Annotated in this window: 15 protein-coding genes and 1 pseudogene; 10 read left to right on the top strand and 6 right to left on the bottom strand. The window is 71.1% G+C overall.

Features of this window, described 5'->3' with window-relative positions; all coding sequences use genetic code 11:
- Window positions 1-28 precede the first annotated feature (28 nt).
- The 3 genes and pseudogenes from ABZ444_RS02535 to ABZ444_RS02545 form a co-directional block, all read right to left on the bottom strand.
- Window positions 29-781, bottom strand: coding sequence for an IclR family transcriptional regulator (locus tag ABZ444_RS02535; protein WP_352326147.1), 753 nt, complete (start codon window positions 779-781; stop codon window positions 29-31).
- 20 nt (window positions 782-801) lie between these two features.
- Window positions 802-1,347: an MFS transporter gene (locus tag ABZ444_RS02540; protein WP_357991624.1), complete on the bottom strand. Its 546-nt coding sequence runs from the start codon at window positions 1,345-1,347 to the stop codon at window positions 802-804.
- A 271-nt stretch (window positions 1,348-1,618) separates the two neighbouring features.
- Window positions 1,619-2,188 (bottom strand): annotated as a pseudogene (locus ABZ444_RS02545) (MFS transporter); the annotation flags it as partial.
- A gap of 67 nt (window positions 2,189-2,255) precedes the next feature.
- On the opposite strand from ABZ444_RS02545, the gene ABZ444_RS02550 reads away from it, so the two are divergent.
- The gene (locus ABZ444_RS02550) at window positions 2,256-2,876 is read left to right on the top strand and encodes a TetR/AcrR family transcriptional regulator (protein ID WP_357991556.1); all 621 of its coding nucleotides are present in this window, start codon (window positions 2,256-2,258) and stop codon (window positions 2,874-2,876) included.
- Window positions 2,877-2,915: 39 nt separating this feature from the next.
- Here ABZ444_RS02550 and ABZ444_RS02555 read toward each other — a convergent pair whose 3' ends face one another.
- Complete coding sequence (locus ABZ444_RS02555) at window positions 2,916-3,440, bottom strand: hypothetical protein (RefSeq protein ID WP_357991559.1); 525 nt, start codon at window positions 3,438-3,440, stop codon at window positions 2,916-2,918.
- Window positions 3,441-3,560: 120 nt separating this feature from the next.
- Between ABZ444_RS02555 and ABZ444_RS02560 the strand changes: the two genes are divergently transcribed.
- Entirely contained in the window at window positions 3,561-4,139 is a 579-nt protein-coding gene (locus ABZ444_RS02560; RefSeq protein WP_357991562.1) for a YqgE/AlgH family protein, read from the top strand.
- On the opposite strand, the gene ABZ444_RS02565 is transcribed toward ABZ444_RS02560, so the two are convergent.
- Window positions 4,136-4,765: a TetR family transcriptional regulator gene (locus ABZ444_RS02565; protein WP_357991565.1), complete on the bottom strand. Its 630-nt coding sequence runs from the start codon at window positions 4,763-4,765 to the stop codon at window positions 4,136-4,138. The genes ABZ444_RS02560 and ABZ444_RS02565 overlap by 4 nt on opposite strands.
- A 230-nt stretch (window positions 4,766-4,995) precedes the next feature.
- On the opposite strand from ABZ444_RS02565, the gene ABZ444_RS02570 reads away from it, so the two are divergent.
- Window positions 4,996-6,513, top strand: a complete 1,518-nt coding sequence (locus ABZ444_RS02570) for an MFS transporter (protein WP_357991568.1) — start codon at window positions 4,996-4,998, stop codon at window positions 6,511-6,513.
- A 63-nt stretch (window positions 6,514-6,576) separates the two neighbouring features.
- On the opposite strand, the gene ABZ444_RS02575 is transcribed toward ABZ444_RS02570, so the two are convergent.
- Entirely contained in the window at window positions 6,577-7,983 is a 1,407-nt protein-coding gene (locus tag ABZ444_RS02575; RefSeq protein ID WP_357991571.1) for a cellulase family glycosylhydrolase, read from the bottom strand.
- A 68-nt stretch (window positions 7,984-8,051) separates the two neighbouring features.
- Between ABZ444_RS02575 and ABZ444_RS02580 the strand changes: the two genes are divergently transcribed.
- From ABZ444_RS02580 to ABZ444_RS02610, 7 genes are all read left to right on the top strand, one after another.
- Window positions 8,052-8,537 carry a hypothetical protein gene (locus ABZ444_RS02580; RefSeq protein ID WP_357991574.1) on the top strand — a complete coding sequence of 162 codons (486 nt, stop codon included), beginning with the start codon at window positions 8,052-8,054 and terminating at the stop codon, window positions 8,535-8,537.
- Entirely contained in the window at window positions 8,534-8,794 is a 261-nt protein-coding gene (locus ABZ444_RS02585) for a DUF3039 domain-containing protein (protein ID WP_357971101.1), read from the top strand. The genes ABZ444_RS02580 and ABZ444_RS02585 overlap by 4 nt, the downstream gene beginning before the upstream one ends.
- 78 nt (window positions 8,795-8,872) lie before the next feature.
- On the top strand, window positions 8,873-9,793 hold the full coding sequence (locus tag ABZ444_RS02590; protein WP_357991577.1) for a zinc metalloprotease: 921 nt from the start codon (window positions 8,873-8,875) through the stop codon (window positions 9,791-9,793).
- A 24-nt stretch (window positions 9,794-9,817) separates the two neighbouring features.
- On the top strand, window positions 9,818-11,206 hold the full coding sequence (locus ABZ444_RS02595) for an MFS transporter (RefSeq protein WP_357991580.1): 1,389 nt from the start codon (window positions 9,818-9,820) through the stop codon (window positions 11,204-11,206).
- A gap of 90 nt (window positions 11,207-11,296) precedes the next feature.
- A complete protein-coding gene (locus ABZ444_RS02600) occupies window positions 11,297-12,187 on the top strand; it encodes a hypothetical protein (protein WP_357991583.1) in 891 nt (296 codons plus the stop codon).
- A 124-nt stretch (window positions 12,188-12,311) separates the two neighbouring features.
- Window positions 12,312-14,066, top strand: a complete 1,755-nt coding sequence (locus ABZ444_RS02605) for a DEAD/DEAH box helicase (protein WP_357991586.1) — start codon at window positions 12,312-12,314, stop codon at window positions 14,064-14,066.
- A 164-nt stretch (window positions 14,067-14,230) separates the two neighbouring features.
- On the top strand, window positions 14,231-14,608 hold the full coding sequence (locus tag ABZ444_RS02610) for an STAS domain-containing protein (protein ID WP_357991589.1): 378 nt from the start codon (window positions 14,231-14,233) through the stop codon (window positions 14,606-14,608).
- The last annotated feature ends 108 nt before the right edge of the window (window positions 14,609-14,716 follow it).

The raw sequence follows: 14,716 nt of genomic DNA on the forward strand, positions 1-14,716 counted from the left end.
CGTGTTTGCCCCGGTGTTGTTCAACCGGTCATCTGGCCAGATCGCGAGTGATCGCGCGGGCGGCGTCGCGGACGTAGGAGACGTACTCCATGGTCAGGGCGCCGTCGGCGGTCAGCCGTTCGACCGCGCCCCGGATGCCGATGGCGCCCACCACGAGGCCGCGCGGGTCCTTGATCGGGGCGGCGATGGCGACCTCGCCCTCGGTGAGCTCCTCCATCTCGGCCGCCCACCCCCTGGCCCGGACCTGCTCCAGCTCCTCCTCCAGCTTGGCGGCGTCGACCAGCGTCCGGTCGGTGTACGCCGGCAGCGGGGGGGCCGCGAGCGACTCCCCGTACGGGTCGTAGGCGAGCAGCACCTTGCCGAGCGCGCTGGCGTGCGTCGGCAGGTAGGTGCCGACCTGGAGGGTCTGCATGCTGTCGTCGGGGCGGAACACGTGGTGAATCACCAGCACGTGCCCCTCGTGCAGGGTGCCGATCCAGGCGCTCTCCCTGCTCCGCCCGGCCAGGGCGTCGGCCCAGTTGATCGAGCGGGTGCGCAGCTCGTTGACGTCGAGGTAGCTGCTGCCCAGGTGGAGCAGCGTGGCCCCGAGCCGGTACTTGCCGGTCGCGGCGTCCTGCTCGACGAAGCCGACGCGGACCAGCGTGCGCAGGATGCCGTGGAGCGTGCCCTTGGGCAGGCCCAGCGCCCTGGCCAGCTCTGCCACGCCGAGCTGGCGGGGGCCCGATGCGAGCAGTCGCAGGATCGCGGCCGCCCGTTCCACCGATTGAATCGTCTCTCCCACGGCGGCCACCCTAGCGCAGATCAGTTCGACATTGCCGAACGCTTGCGGGAAATCAGCACTCCGCCGAACGTCAGCACGGCGTTGACGAGCACCGCCACGATCACCCCCTGGAGCACGGTGCCCATCGCGGCCGTGGCCACGGCGCTCATGACCGGGATGCCCATGGTGATGCCGACCTGCTGGGTCATCGTCGCCAGCCCGGTGGCCAGGCCCTGCTCGGAGTCCGGCAGCCCCGACGTCGCCGTCACCATGAACCCGACGATCGCCACCATGTTCCCGATCCCGCCCGCGAACGTGGCCGCCAGCAGCAGCCAGATCCATCCGGGGCCGGTGCCCAGCAGCGCCAGCGACGCCGTCGCGACGGCCTGGAGCCCGAACCCGGCCGCCAGCGCCCGGCCCCTGCCGAGCCGGCCGAGGACCCGGGGCGCGAACACGCCCCCGAGCACGGTGCCGAGCCCCAGCACCCCGAACGCCAGCCCGGTCGCCAGGGCCGAGTAGCCGAGCACCTTCTGCAGGTAGAGGGTCATGAGGAAGACGAGGGACGTCTCCGTGGCGAAGGCGATCAGGCCGGCCGTTGCCCCAGGTGACGTTGGGCCTGGCCAGGATCGAGACGGGCACCAGGGGCGCGGCGGCGCGGCGCTCGACGTACCAGAAGGCGACGAGCAGGGCGGCCCCGGCGGCGAGCGCGCCGAGGCCGAGGGCGTCGGCGAAGCCGTGCTCGCCGGCCCTGGTCAGGCCGAAGACCAGCGCGAGCAGGCCGGCGGTCACGCTCACCGCGCCGGGCAGGTCCATCCCGGGCCGCTCGGCGGGACGGCTCTCCTGCAGCACCACGGGCGCGGCGACGACCACGGCCAGCGCGACGGGCACGTTGACGAAGAACGCCCACCGCCAGCTCAGCAGCTCGGTCAGCAGCCCGCCGAGGATCGCGCCCGAGGTGAACCCGGCCGACATCAGCGCGCCGTTCAGGCCGAGCGCCCTGGCCCGCAGCGGCCCCTCGGGGAACGACGTGGTCAGCAGCGCGAGCCCGGCGGGCGTGACGACGGCCGTGGCCAGGCCCTGGGCGACCCGGGCGACCAGCAGCATGCCCGGCGAGACGGCCAGGCCGCCGGCCAGCGAGGAGACACCCAGCAGCACCATGCCGGCCAGGAACAGCCGGCGCCGCCCCAACAGGTCGGCGATCCTGCCGAACAGCAACGTGAACCCGGCGGCGGCCAGCGCGAACGCCGTGGCCACCCACTGGAGGTCGGCCAGCGCGAAGCCGAGACCTGAACCGATCACCGGCAGCGCCACGTTCAGAATGGAGAAGTCCACGGCGAGCATGAACTGGGACCCCAGCAGGAGCACCAGAACCAGCCGTTGCGCGGACGTCATGCGATCGGATCGGGGCCGATCGGCGAGTACGGTCATGCCATCCCCCTAATGGGACGTGAGTTCCGTTAAGATGCGGCACGACGATAGCACGAAAGGGGCATTAATGGAACAAGAGTCCCGTTTGGCGGGGACTGTGCGGCCAGGGGGCCGCACCGCGCGCGTGCGCGCGGCCGTGCTGGAGGCCACTCAGGACGAGCTGGTCGAGCACGGCTTCCATGGGCTGACCATGGACCAGGTGGCGGCCAGGGCCGGCGTGGGCAAGACCACGGTCTACCGGCGCTGGGGCAGCAGGGCCGGGCTGGTGACGGACCTGATGACCGAGCTGGCCGAGCAGTCGTCACCGCACGCCGACACGGGATCCATCGAGGGCGACCTGCTGGCCAACGCCGTGGCCGTCGTGGGCGCGGTCACCGACCACCGGCTCGGGGCCACGTTCCAGGCGGTGATCGCGGCGGGCACCTCCGACGCGCAGGCCGTCCAGGCGTTGCGCGCGTTCTACCTGCGGCGCATCGAGGAGTGGGCCAAGGTCGTCGACCTCGCGGTGAAACGGGGTGAGCTGCCCGAGGGCACCGACGGGATGGAGGTGATCCGGGCGATCTCCGCGCCGCTCTACTACCGCCTGCTGGTCACCAAGGAGCCGGTGGACCTGGAGGTCGCCCGGGACGCGGCGCTGCGCACGCTGGCCGCGGCGCGGGCGGGCGCGTTCGTCCCGCGGGACGCCTAGCGCCGCCGGGGCCTTTGCGGGGTTTTCGTGCGGGCGGGGTCACAGGGGGCCGTCGGGGACCGAACGGGGCCAGATGGAGCCGTACCACCACATGATCCCGCCCATCACCACGAGCCCGGCCGCCGTGGCCAGCTTGCCCCACAGGTCGGAGGGCGGCCCGGTGTACGGCAGGCGGCCGTGCCCCCGCTCCCGCCCCCAGGTGCAGTCGTTGCGCACCCGGGTGGAGTCGATGAGCGTGTCGGGATGGGTGTCGGTGACCGAGAACGCCTCGATCTCGCGGGTGGTGCCGCGGTTGATCCGGACCGTCCTGACCACCTGCTTGCGGGCCGGGATCGAGCCGGTCGCCACGCTCCTCGCGTCCACCCGCAGGTCGAACCGGGCGAGCTGGGCGGTCTGGTTGCGCAGCGTGACCCGTACGGACCCCGAACCGCAACCGAGCCGGTCGGTCGTCATCGTGAACGGGTCACCCCGGTCGGGCAGCGGCCAGGCCTGCGCGGACGACGGGAGCAGCAGCACCGCGCCCACGGGAAGAGCGGCCAGGACGAGGCGTGTACCGATGCGCATGTGCTCCTCCCGAGCCCCTGCAAGCGTGATCTTTGCTACAGATCGTGCCCATAAGAGCACAGAAAGTAACATGGTCGAGCCGGGGGAGCGGAAGCCCGCCACACCCTTCATGATGGAGGTATGGCGGAAGCGATCTACGTCGGCGGTTTGTTGGTGGCGACGCCGCTTCTTGACGACCCCAACTTCCGGCGTAGCGTCGTGCTGATTCTCGAACACGACCACGACGGCGGCACTCTCGGCGTGGTGCTCAACCGGCCGAGCGACGTCTCGGTCACGCAGGTGCTGCCGGTCTGGGACCCGCTGGTCACCGGCCCGCCGGTGCTGTTCGAGGGCGGCCCCGTGCAGACCGACAGCGCCCTCGCCCTCGCGGCGGTCCCGAGCGGGCAGGAGCCGCTCGGCTGGCGCCGGCTCCACGCCGGCACCCCGGCCGTCTCCCGCCTGGGCACGGTCGACCTCGACGCGCCCCCCGAGATCCTCCAGGGCGAGATCGCGCAGATGCGGATCTTCGCCGGATACGCCGGCTGGACCTCCGGCCAACTGGAGAGCGAGATCGCCGAAGGCGCCTGGTACGTCGTCGACTCCGAGGCCGGCGACACCTTCCACGGCGACCCCGGCTCGCTCTGGCGGCACGTGCTGCGGCGCCAGCCGGGGGAGCTGGCCTTCGTGGCGACCTGCCCCGACGACCCCACGATGAACTAGGCCGCCGGGCGGGTGTCCCAGCCGGGCCGCAGCGACGCCTCGGCCAGCGCGACCGCCTCGGAGATGCGCGAGACGATCTCCGGCATGGTGGTCTCCCTGCGGGGGCACTCGAAGCCGATGCGCATGGTGGACATCGCGAACGCCACGATCAGGTACGTCAGCTGATCGTCCTCGGGGGCGACGCCCCTGCGGGCGGCGACGGCCTCGGCCAGCCGGCTCTCCGTCATGGCGCCCCGGGCCACCGACTGACCCACCAGGTGCGGATATTTATCGAATAGTTGCCGCAGCTTCAGGAACCTCTCGGTGTCCTCCGGCGTTGACCCCTGCATGTCGTCCACCATGGCCCGCAGGCCGTGCATGAGCGACGTGAACGGGGGCTCGTCCGCGGGGCGAGCGGCGAACTCCTCCAGCAGGATCTCCTCGCCGTGGTCGTGGAACCACAGAACGAGATGGTCCTTGCTGGTGAAGTAGCGGAAGAAGGTGCGGGGAGAGACTTCGACGACCCCCGCTATCTGCTCGATCGTGGTGGACTCATACCCTTGTTCGAGGAACAGGTCGAGCGCCGCGTCGAGGAGCGCGAGGCGCGTCTTCTCCTTCTTGCGTTCCCGTAGACCCACAGCGGACACCCCTTCGCCACCTTTCTGTCACAGTGTGCCAGAAGTCATGCGGCGTCTTTTTAAAATCGTTTGTCATAAGTCATCGCCTGACATACCCTACCTGAGGCTTACGAGACCTATGCCGCTTGTTGGGGCGGTATGTAACTGAGGGGGACCTTATGGCTAACGCGAAGGCGGTCGTCGAACCGTCGTCGCCTGGCCTCGGTAAGACGGGGACAGGTGGCGGGAACCCATGGCTGGTGCTGTTGGCGGTCAGCCTCGGCGTCATCATGGTGATGCTGGACGGCACGGTGGTGGGCATCGCCAACCCCGTCATCCAGGTGGAATTGAAGGCGTCGCTGTCCGACCTGCAGTGGGTGACCAGTGGTTACCTGCTCGCGCTGGCCGTGTTCCTGATCACGGCGGGCAAGCTCGGCGACCTGTTCGGGCACAAGCGCGTCTTCCTGATCGGTGTGGCCGGCTTCGCCCTGTCCTCGGTGGGCATCGGTCTCAGCCAGGAGCTGGCCGACGTCGTCCCCGGCCTGTCGCCGGTGGGCGCGCTGATCGGCCTGCGGGTGCTGCAGGGCCTCTTCGGCGCCCTGCTCCAGCCGGCCGCCCTGGCGCTGCTGCGTGGCGCCTTCCCCGGTGAGAAGCTGAACCAGGCGATGGGGGCCTGGGGTGCCATCATCGGCCTCTCCAGCGCCGCCGGCCCGATCGTGGGCGGCGTGCTGGTGGAGAAGGTGAGCTGGGAGTCGGTCTTCTTCATCAACGCCCCGGTGGGCATCATCGCGTTGATCATGGGCTTCCTGCTGATCAAGGAGAACCGCGTCCAGACGTTCGCCCGCATCGACTGGCTCGGCGTGGTGCTGCTGTCCGGCGCGATGTTCTCGCTGGTCTGGACGATCATCAAGGCCCCCGAGTGGGGCTGGGGCGACTCGACGACGCTGACCTTCATCGCCGCGTTCGTGGTGCTCATCGGCGCGTTCATCTTCTGGCAGAGCAGGGCCAAGCAGCCGCTGGTGCCGCTGTCGCTGTTCAGGAACGTCTCGATCTCGATCGGCACCCTGCTGATGATGATGGTCGCGTTCGCGATGTTCGGCGCGATGTTCTTCCTGGGCTTCTTCTTCCAGGGCGTGCACGGCCTGACCCCGCTCGACGCCGGTCTGCGGATGCTGCCGATGAGCGCGGGCATGATCGTGGCCTCGCCGCTGGCCGGCATGGCGATCGGCAAGCTCGGGCCGAAGATCACGATGGCCGCCGGTCTGCTGATCACCGCGTCCTCGATGTTCCTCATGTCGCGCCTCAGCATCGACGCCTCGTTCATCGAGAGCGGCCTGCCGTTCGTGCTGCTGGCCTTCGGTCTCTCACCGGTGTTCGTCGGCGCGACCGAGATCATCGTGGGTAACGCGCCGGTCGAGCTGAGCGGTGTCGCGGGTGGCCTTCAGCAGTCGGCCATGCAGGTCGGCGGCGCGCTCGGCACCGCGATCCTGGGCGCCGTGATGGCCGGCGAGATCGCCGACACGCTGCCCGGTCACCTCGGCCCGGCGGCGCAGGCGATCCCGCCGGGGCAGCTCACGCTGCTGGAGAAGGCCGCCGCGTTCGGCGCGACCCCGCCGGGGCTGCCGCAGGTGGTCACGGACGCCGTGCACAACTCGTTCATGGACGGCATGCATCTCGCCTTCCTGGTCAGCACCGGTGTCGCGGTGCTGACGGCCCTGCTGACGCTGTTCGTCAGGGCCGGTCGCAAGAGCGAGGGCGCGCCGGTCCACATGGGCTGACCGCTTTCCGCCGGAACGGCCCCCGCCTGCGTGGCGGGGGCCGTTCCGCTGTTCCGGCCCCGATCAGTTGGGCGTGACGGTCAGGACGACGCGGCCCGAGGTCTTGGTGGTGACCGTCAGGATGCGCCGGGCGGCGTTCCAGGCGGCCGTGCCGCCGTCCACCCGGGCGCCGTTCGGGAAGCCGCGCTCGGGCAGGTAGATCTCGGTGGGGCCGGTCTCGTTGGCGTCGAAGACGACCTGGAGGCGGTTCTCGCCGTAGGTGACGCTGACCGGGACGCCGCCGATCGCCCTCGGGTACGCCCTGACGTACGCGCCCGGCAAAGCGGTGGCCTTCCCCTTCACGTCGTACGGCCCCCACGCGTCGGCGTCCCGCGACCAGTAGGCCATGCCGGTGCCCACCTCGTCGCTCAGCCCCTGGACCTTCCGCACCAGGTCGGACGCGCCGGGCCTGGTCATGTCCAGCCCGAACTCGCCCAGCAGGACGGGCGCCCCCATACGCTCGGCGGTCCGCGCGATGTTGTCGCGCCACCAGCCCAGCGTGCGGTCGGTCCACTCCTTGGAGCCCGCGGTGTAGTCGTCCCCGAGGTCCAGGGGCAGCGGGTACACGTGCGGGGCGAAGGCGATGCGCGGCGGCCCGCCGCGCGGGTCGTCGAAGCGCGGCAGCGACGACGGCAGCCCCCAGTTGACGCCCACGGCCTGCGGCTCCAGGAAGATCCAGCTGTCCTGGTCGACGGCCCTGATCCGGTCGATGCTCTTGCGGTAGAGGGTGGCCAGGGGGCCGGTCTCGAACGCCGCGCCCTGGACCGAGCCGCCCCACGGCTCGTTCATCAGGTCGTACCCGAGAACGCCGGGCACGTCCTTGAAACGCGCCGCGACCGCCGCCCACGCCTTGGCGTAGTGGTCCATCAGCTCGGGGTGCTCGCCGGTGGTGTTCCAGAAGTGGTCGAAGGCCCGGATGACGCCGGGCTCCAGGTAGTACATCTCCCAGGTGAAGTGCTCGGTGGCCACCGGCAGGCCGTCGGTGTGGGTGGCCCAGCGGGGTGCGCCGTTACCGGCGACGCCGGTGGGGGTGATGCCGTTGCCCCACAGGTCCTGGTGCATGTCGAGCATGACCTGGTAGCCGCGGTCGGAGTACCACCGCACCCGCTCAGCCACCTTGTCCAGATATTTCGTGTCATAGGTGCCGGGGGAGGGCTCCACGGCCCGCCACTGGATGAGGAACCGCACGAAGTTCGTGCCCATGTCCCGGTACTCGCGGTCGATGTCGTCCGGGGTCAGCTCGGGCAGGGCGTCGGGGGCGCCCTTGGCGCTGCCCGCCGTGTTGAAGCCGTGCAGGATCAGCGCCCGTCCCCGGTCGTCGGTGACGTAGCGGGGCGTGGACGGGGGAGCGTCCCTGGTCGCGGCGGCGACGGCGCCTCCGGCCAGCAGGACGAGCACGGCTGTCGTCGCGAGCAACCTGGCACGCTTCATCTGATCTCCGCGGATGCCGGGAAATGGGGTCTTCCATCAGAATCATGGACGCGGCTAGCCTGCCGAACATGAGCCTTGTTCGCAATAGCCTGCCGGCGATCGTCGCCTTCTTGATCGTCCTGGGGTTCGGTCTGTTCGGCGCGGTCCTGGTCACGAGGGTCGGCTACCTGGCCGTGCCGTCCGCGGTCGGGGCCCCGTACGCGCTGCCGGGCTTGCGCGTCGTCCCCCTCGGCGAGACGACGTGGCTGCTCACGCTCGCCGACACGGTCCTGGCGCTCGCCCTGGTCGGCGCGGTGGCGGCCACGCGCGGCGGCTTCTGGCGCACCTGGGGCAGGTTCCTGGTCGCCGCGGTCGCGGTGAACCTGCTGCGCGCGGCCCTGCTCGCCACGGTCGCGCAGGCCGGGATCGGCGCCTATCTGGGCCATCTCGGCGGCGGCCTGGCCGTGGGGCTGATCTGGGGAATCGTGCTCGGCTGGCTCCCCGGACTCGCCGCGCTGCCACGCCGGCGCGGAACGCGGGACCGCTCGCCGGCGGGCATAAACTCGATGGGGTGAGCACGAAGATCCTCCCAGAGCAGGAGACCACGCCGCGCACCTCTCATGGGGACGGCGACCACGAGCGCTTCGCCCACTACGCGGACAAGCACAAGATCACCGAGAGCATGGTGACGGGCACACCCATCCGCGCCCTGTGCGGCAAGATCTGGGTGCCCAGCCGGGACCCGAAGAAATACCCGGTCTGCCCCGAGTGCAAGGAGATCTACGGAGGTCTGCCGTCGGGCGGCGGTGAGGGCGACGACAAGAAGCAGTGAGTGTTGCTGAAGCCCAATCCCCTCGGGTAAGGCTACGGTCGGTAATCTGACCAGCCCATACCGTCACGGGGGGATTGCATGGCCCGGCGCGCGACCGCCGTCTCGTTGGCATGCCTGCTGGCGGCCGGGCTCGCCCCGCCGCGCCCGCTCGGCGTCGCGCCGGCGTCGCCCTGCCTGTCGTCGGCCGCGCGCCTGACCGGGCGCCCGACCGCGCGGCTGACCCCGGGCGTGCCGAGGGCGACCGGCCCGCGCTCGCCGCTTCCTGAAGACGTCGCCAAGGTCATGGCCGAGCTGAAGGTCCGGCTGCGCGGGGTGGCCGTGCCCACCCGCATCACCGTGCCGACCCGGGTGGTCGTCCTCACCGACGGCCGCCGCAAGGTCTCCGAGCAGGCGGTCAAGGCCCAGATCGACGTGCTCAACGCCGCCTATGCCGGCCGCAACGGCGGCGTGGACACCGGCGTGCGCTTCAAGCTGGAGTCCGTCTCCGTCAAGGAGAACGCGGGCTGGTTCAGCGACCCCGTCGGCGGCGAGAAGGACATGAAGACCCGCCTGCACCACGGCGGCGCCCAGACGCTCAACCTCTACATCGCCCAGCTCAGCGAGCTCATGCTGGGCTTCGCCAGCTACCCCTACTGGTACGCCGGCGCCCCCGCCCTCGACGGCGTCGTGATCGACTGGCGCAGCCTGCCCGGCGGCCCGATGACCAATTACGACAAGGGCTACACCGGCGTCCACGAGATCGGCCACTGGCTCGGCCTGTTCCACACCTTCGAGAACGGCTGCGACGACCCCGGCGACGGCATCGCCGACACCGCCCCCGAGGCCCGCGCGACCGAGGGCTGCCCCGAGGGCAAGGACACCTGCGCCCACGCCGGCTCCGACCCGATGCGCAACTACATGGACTACACCCATGACCGGTGCATGTCGGAGTTCACCCAGGGCCAGGCCGACCGCATGCACGAGATGTGGACGGCGTACCGACGCAGCGCAGATGCGTAGTTTGGGGGCAATTACGATGTGTAGGTGACAGCACCGAAGGCAATCGACGCTCCCGACACCTCACCCCCGATCCTCGGGCCCCAATACCGCACCGCCACCTTGGGGATCCTTCTGGTGGTCACGCTGATCGCCTTCGAGGGCATGTCGGTCGGCGTCGTCATGCCGGCGGTCTCGAAGGACCTCGACGCGCTCAACCTCTACGGCATCAGCTTCTCCGCCTTCCTCATCGCCAGCCTGTTCGCCAACGTGGTCGCCGGGCTCTGGTCGGACCGGCGCGGTTACCCGCTGCCGTTCCTCGTCGGGGTGGTGCTGTTCGTCGCCGGGATGGCGCTGGCCGGCGCCGCGGACGCCAAGGAGCTGTTCCTGGTGGCGCGGGCCGTCCAGGGGCTGGGCGCCGGTTCCTCGATCGTGGCGCTGTACGTGATGATCGCGCGGGTCTACCCGGCGGTCGTGCGGCCCAAGGTCTTCGCCGCGTTGTCGGCCGCCTGGGTCGTGCCCTCGATGGTCGGGCCCGCCGTGGCGGGGGCCGTCGCGAAGGAGTGGGGCTGGCGTTTCGTCTTCTACGGGATCATCCCGCTGGTGGTGCCCGCGCTGGTGATGCTCGTCCCCGCGCTCCGGATGGCCTCGCCCGGGGAGGCCGAGGAGAGCCCGCGCGGGCCGCGTTCGCAGCCGCTGGCGATGACGCTGGCCGCCACCGCCGCCGCCGGCGGCGCGGGCGTGCTGCTGTGGGGCGTGGACGAGCTGCACAAGCAGCCGGTGATCGGCGCGGCCGCCACGCTCGGCGGGCTGGGTTTCCTGGTCTACGGCCTGCACCGGCTGCTGCCGCCGGGCGCGCTGCGGTTCGGGCGCGGGCTGCCCACGACCGTGCTGCTGCGCGGGTTCTTCTCGGCCGCCTTCTTCGGGGTCAACTCCTTCATCCCGCTGGTGCTCACGTCGGTCAAGCTCTTCGACGCCAGGGCCGCCGGGATCGCGCTGACCACGGGCGCGCTCGGCTGGTCGGCGGGCTCGTTCCTGCAGAGCAGGCGGACCGCCGAGCCGCACCGGCGGATCAGGCTCGGGGCGATGTGCGTCACGGCCGGGATCGTGATCGCGCTGTTCGCGGCCCTGCCCGCGGTGAGCGGCTGGATCGCGGTGCCGGCCTGGATCGCGGCCGGGTTCGGCATGGGCCTCGGCATGACCACGGTCAGCGTCACCGCGCTCAGGCAGTCGCCGGTCAGCGAGCAGGGCGCCAACTCCGCGGCGCTGTCGGTCACCGACATGCTGGGCTCGGCCCTGACCGTGGGCCTGGGCGGCGCGGTGATCAACTTCATCGGGCACGGCTCCGGGCAGATCGCCACCGGATTCGTGGTGATCTCGGTCCTCATGGCGCTCATCGGGCTGGCCGCCACGTTCCTGGCCGCCCGTACCCGCTGATCGTGTGATTCTGCCCCTCCCGCCACAGCGATCACGGATCGCCGGATCTTCGTCCCGAGGAGTGATAGGACAACGGGACGAGGAGGTGTCATGGAGGATGATCACCGGGTCTGGCCCCCCGCTTCCGGGCCCCGGCACCGCCGCACTCCTCCCGAGGACGCGGACTTCCCGGACGACTCCGACAGTGACGACAGCGACAACGGGGACGACGGGGACGACGGTGACGACGAGGAGGCCCCCTGGCCGCCGCGCCGGGGGCGCGACCCGTACGAGCGACCGGCGTGGAACCCGCGGATCCGCAGGACCGTCCCGCTCGACCCGCCGGCCCCGGCCGATCCGCTGCCGCCCGCGGCCCGCCGCCACGCCACCCCCTCCGAGCCGCTGCCGCCCTCGGCCCGCCTCTACGGCACCCCCGCCGACCCCGGCCCGCTGGAGCAGGCGCCGCGGCGCGGACGGCGTCCGGCGGGCGTCCTGGTCGCCCTGGTGGCGGCGGCGGGGCTGGTCGCGGGGGTGAGCGCGGTGGCGTCCCGGCTCACCGAGCCGCCGCCACGGCCCGACCGGCTGAGCGACGCCGTGGCCGGCGTGTCGGTGCGGCTGCCGCCCGGCTGGAGCGCCGGGACGGTCCCGCCGGTCACCGGCTTCACGTCGGTCGCCAGGGACGGCAACGGCGCGCTGGTCATGGCCAGGCGGGTCGCCGAGCCCGTGCCGAACGTCAAGAAGGCCGCGGGGGAGGCCGCCGAGCTGTACTCCAGGCTGCTGCTCAAGGGCGACAAGGTCACGGTCGTCGACGACCGTGACATCCCGCAGGGACACACCCGTGCCCTGCGCGCCGAGTACCAGGACGTCGTCAACCGGCCCGCGTTCCTGCGCGTGATGCTTCTCACTCGCGCGGGCCGCGCCGTGCTGCTCGTCGGGCTGCTCCAGCCCGAGGCGGCCACCGGCAGACAGGCGCTCGACGCGGTGATGACGAGCTTCAGATAGGCCACATAGCACGTAGGGAAGACCTTGGCCAGAATCCTCGGTGCACGGCACGTCTTGTCGGTGAGCCCGATTACTCTTGGGTCACTGTGAGAGAGCGAAGCACACGAACCCCAGAGGTGATGCGGTGAGCACCTTCGCCGCGTCCCACCTTTCGCCTTCCTATCCAGACCGCGCCGCGTGGGGCACCGCGCCCAAGCTGCGCGCCTGGCAGCAGCAGGCGTTCGACCTGTACTTCAGGCGCGAGCCGCGTGACTTCCTCACCGTGGCCACCCCCGGCGCGGGCAAGACGACCTACGCCCTGCGCATCGCCAGCGAGCTGCTGGCCAACGGGGTGATCAGGGCCGTCACCATCGTCACGCCCACCGAGCACCTCAAGCGCCAGTGGGCCGACGCCGCCGCCCGGGTGGGCATCGGCATCGACCCGGAGTTCAAGAACAGCCAGGGCACGACCTCGCGCGACTACACCGGCGTGGCGGTGACCTACGCGCAGGTCGCGATGCACCCCGCGCTCCACCGGGCGCGCACCGAGGCCCGCAAGACGCTGGTCATCTTCGACGAGATCCACCACGCGGGCGACGCCAAGTCGTGGGGCGACGGCGTGCGCGAGGCGTTCGAGCCCGCCACCCGGCGGCTCCAGCTCACCGGCACGCCGTTCAGGTCCGACGACAACCCGATCCCGTTCGTCGGCTACGAGGAGGACGCCGAGGGCGCCAAGCGCAGCGTCTCCGACTTCTCCTACGGCTACGGCCCGGCGCTCGACGACGGCGTCGTCCGTCCGGTGATCTTCCTGGCCTACTCCGGCGAGATGAAGTGGCGCACCCGCGCGGGCGACGAGATCGCCGCGACGCTCGGCACCCCGCTCACCAAGGACCAGCTCTCCCAGGCGTGGCGGGCCGCGCTCGACCCCAAGGGCGACTGGATCCGCCAGGTCATGCAGGCCGCCGACCGCCGCCTGACCGAGATCCGCAGGGGCGTGCCCGACGCCGGCGGCCTGGTGATCGCCACCGACCACGAGACCGCCCGCGCCTACGCCCGCCACCTGCGCAACATCACCGGCGAGGGCGCGACGGTGGTCCTGTCCGACGATCCGGGGGCGTCCAAGAAGATCAAGCAGTTCGCCGCCTCCCACGACCGGTGGCTGGTGGCCGTCCGCATGGTCTCCGAGGGGGTCGACATCCCGCGCCTGTGCGTGGGCGTCTACGCCACCTCGACCTCGACCCCGCTGTTCTTCGCCCAGGCCGTGGGCCGGTTCGTGCGCGCCCGCAAGCGCGGCGAGACCGCCTCGGTCTTCCTCCCCTCGGTGCCCACCCTCATGGGGCTGGCCAACGAGATGGAGGTCGAGCGCGACCACGTCCTCAACAGGAAGCCCCCGGAGGACGGCCTCGACGACAGCCTGCTGGAGCAGGCCAACCGGCAGAAGGACAACCCCGACGTCCTGGGCGACGAGCTGCCGTTCGAGACGATGGAGACCTCGGCCACCTTCGACCGCGTGCTCTTCGACGGCGGCGAGTTCGGCACCGGCGCGGAGATCGGCTCGGCCGAGGAGGAGGACTTCCTCGGCCTGCCCGGCCTCCTGGAGCCCGACCAGGTGGCCACCCTGCTCCGCAAGCGCCAGTCCGACCAGCAGGCCGCCAAGCGCAAGCAGGGGCCGGCCGAGCAGCCCAAGGAGACCCTCGCCCCGCACGAGCAGATCGCCGAGCTCAGGCGCGAGCTCAACGGCCTGGTGGGCGCCTGGAACCACCGCACCGGCCAGCCCCACGGCGTCATCCACGCCGAGCTGCGCCGCACGTGCGGCGGCCCGCCGATCGCGCAGGCCACGGCCGAGCAGATCCAGGAGCGCATCGACGCCATCCGCCGCTGGGCCACCCAGCGGCGCTAGCCGCGTGCCCTTCGCCGGTTCCCCGCGAACCGGCGAAGGGGTCCGGCGGGGTCCGGCGGGTGACCCTGCACATTTGGCCACAGAGCAGTGACCTTCCGTTAGAAGGCCGGCCAGAACGGCAACAACCCTCTTGGCTGTCTTGGGATACCAGAAGGATCTTGCCCATGTCGTCTGAGGCCCCCGGCAGGTCGGCGCTCACCGTCACTTCCGGCCTCTCCCGAAACGCCGTCATCATCCGGCTCGAAGGCGAGCTCGACGTCTACGCGATCCCGACCCTGCGCGAGCACATGCAGCGCGTCTGGGAGCTTCCGGCCAAGCCGTTCCTGATCCTCGACCTCGGCGCGGTCGCCTTCTGCGACTCGATGGGCATGAACGAGCTCGTCGAGGTCATGCAGCGGTGCGAGTCGAGGGGCACCAGGCTGCTGCTCGCGGGGGTGCACGGGGTGATGGCGCGGGTGTTGTCGATCACGGGGCTGCGGCACGCGTTCGAGGTGTTCGCCAGGTTCGACGACGCCCTGCGGCTGGCCGTGGCGACCCTCTAGGGGGCTCTAGAGGCAACGCCGTTCAGTTAAGGGAGAGGGCGGTTGGTCAAGACCGGTGAACAAAACAGCGGAGCCGCTGTAGAAGAGGTCTGTCACTCCAAGACATCC

The sequence above is a fragment of the Nonomuraea sp. NPDC005730 genome, assembly GCF_040630865.1.
Classification (GTDB): Bacteria; Actinomycetota; Actinomycetes; order Streptosporangiales; family Streptosporangiaceae; genus Nonomuraea.

Excerpts from the sequence above, each read along its gene's own strand:
- ABZ444_RS02600 (WP_357991583.1), top strand. The coding sequence starts at position 11,297 with ATGGAGGATGATCACCGGGTCTGGCCCCCCGCTTCCGGGCCCCGGCAC.
- ABZ444_RS02580 (WP_357991574.1), top strand. The coding sequence starts at position 8,052 with ATGAGCCTTGTTCGCAATAGCCTGCCGGCGATCGTCGCCTTCTTGATC.
- ABZ444_RS02575 (WP_357991571.1), bottom strand. The coding sequence starts at position 7,983 with ATGAAGCGTGCCAGGTTGCTCGCGACGACAGCCGTGCTCGTCCTGCTG.
- ABZ444_RS02550 (WP_357991556.1), top strand. The coding sequence starts at position 2,256 with ATGGAACAAGAGTCCCGTTTGGCGGGGACTGTGCGGCCAGGGGGCCGC.
- ABZ444_RS02610 (WP_357991589.1), top strand. The coding sequence starts at position 14,231 with ATGTCGTCTGAGGCCCCCGGCAGGTCGGCGCTCACCGTCACTTCCGGC.
- ABZ444_RS02590 (WP_357991577.1), top strand. The coding sequence starts at position 8,873 with ATGGCCCGGCGCGCGACCGCCGTCTCGTTGGCATGCCTGCTGGCGGCC.
- ABZ444_RS02555 (WP_357991559.1), bottom strand. The coding sequence starts at position 3,440 with ATGCGCATCGGTACACGCCTCGTCCTGGCCGCTCTTCCCGTGGGCGCG.
- ABZ444_RS02560 (WP_357991562.1), top strand. The coding sequence starts at position 3,561 with ATGGCGGAAGCGATCTACGTCGGCGGTTTGTTGGTGGCGACGCCGCTT.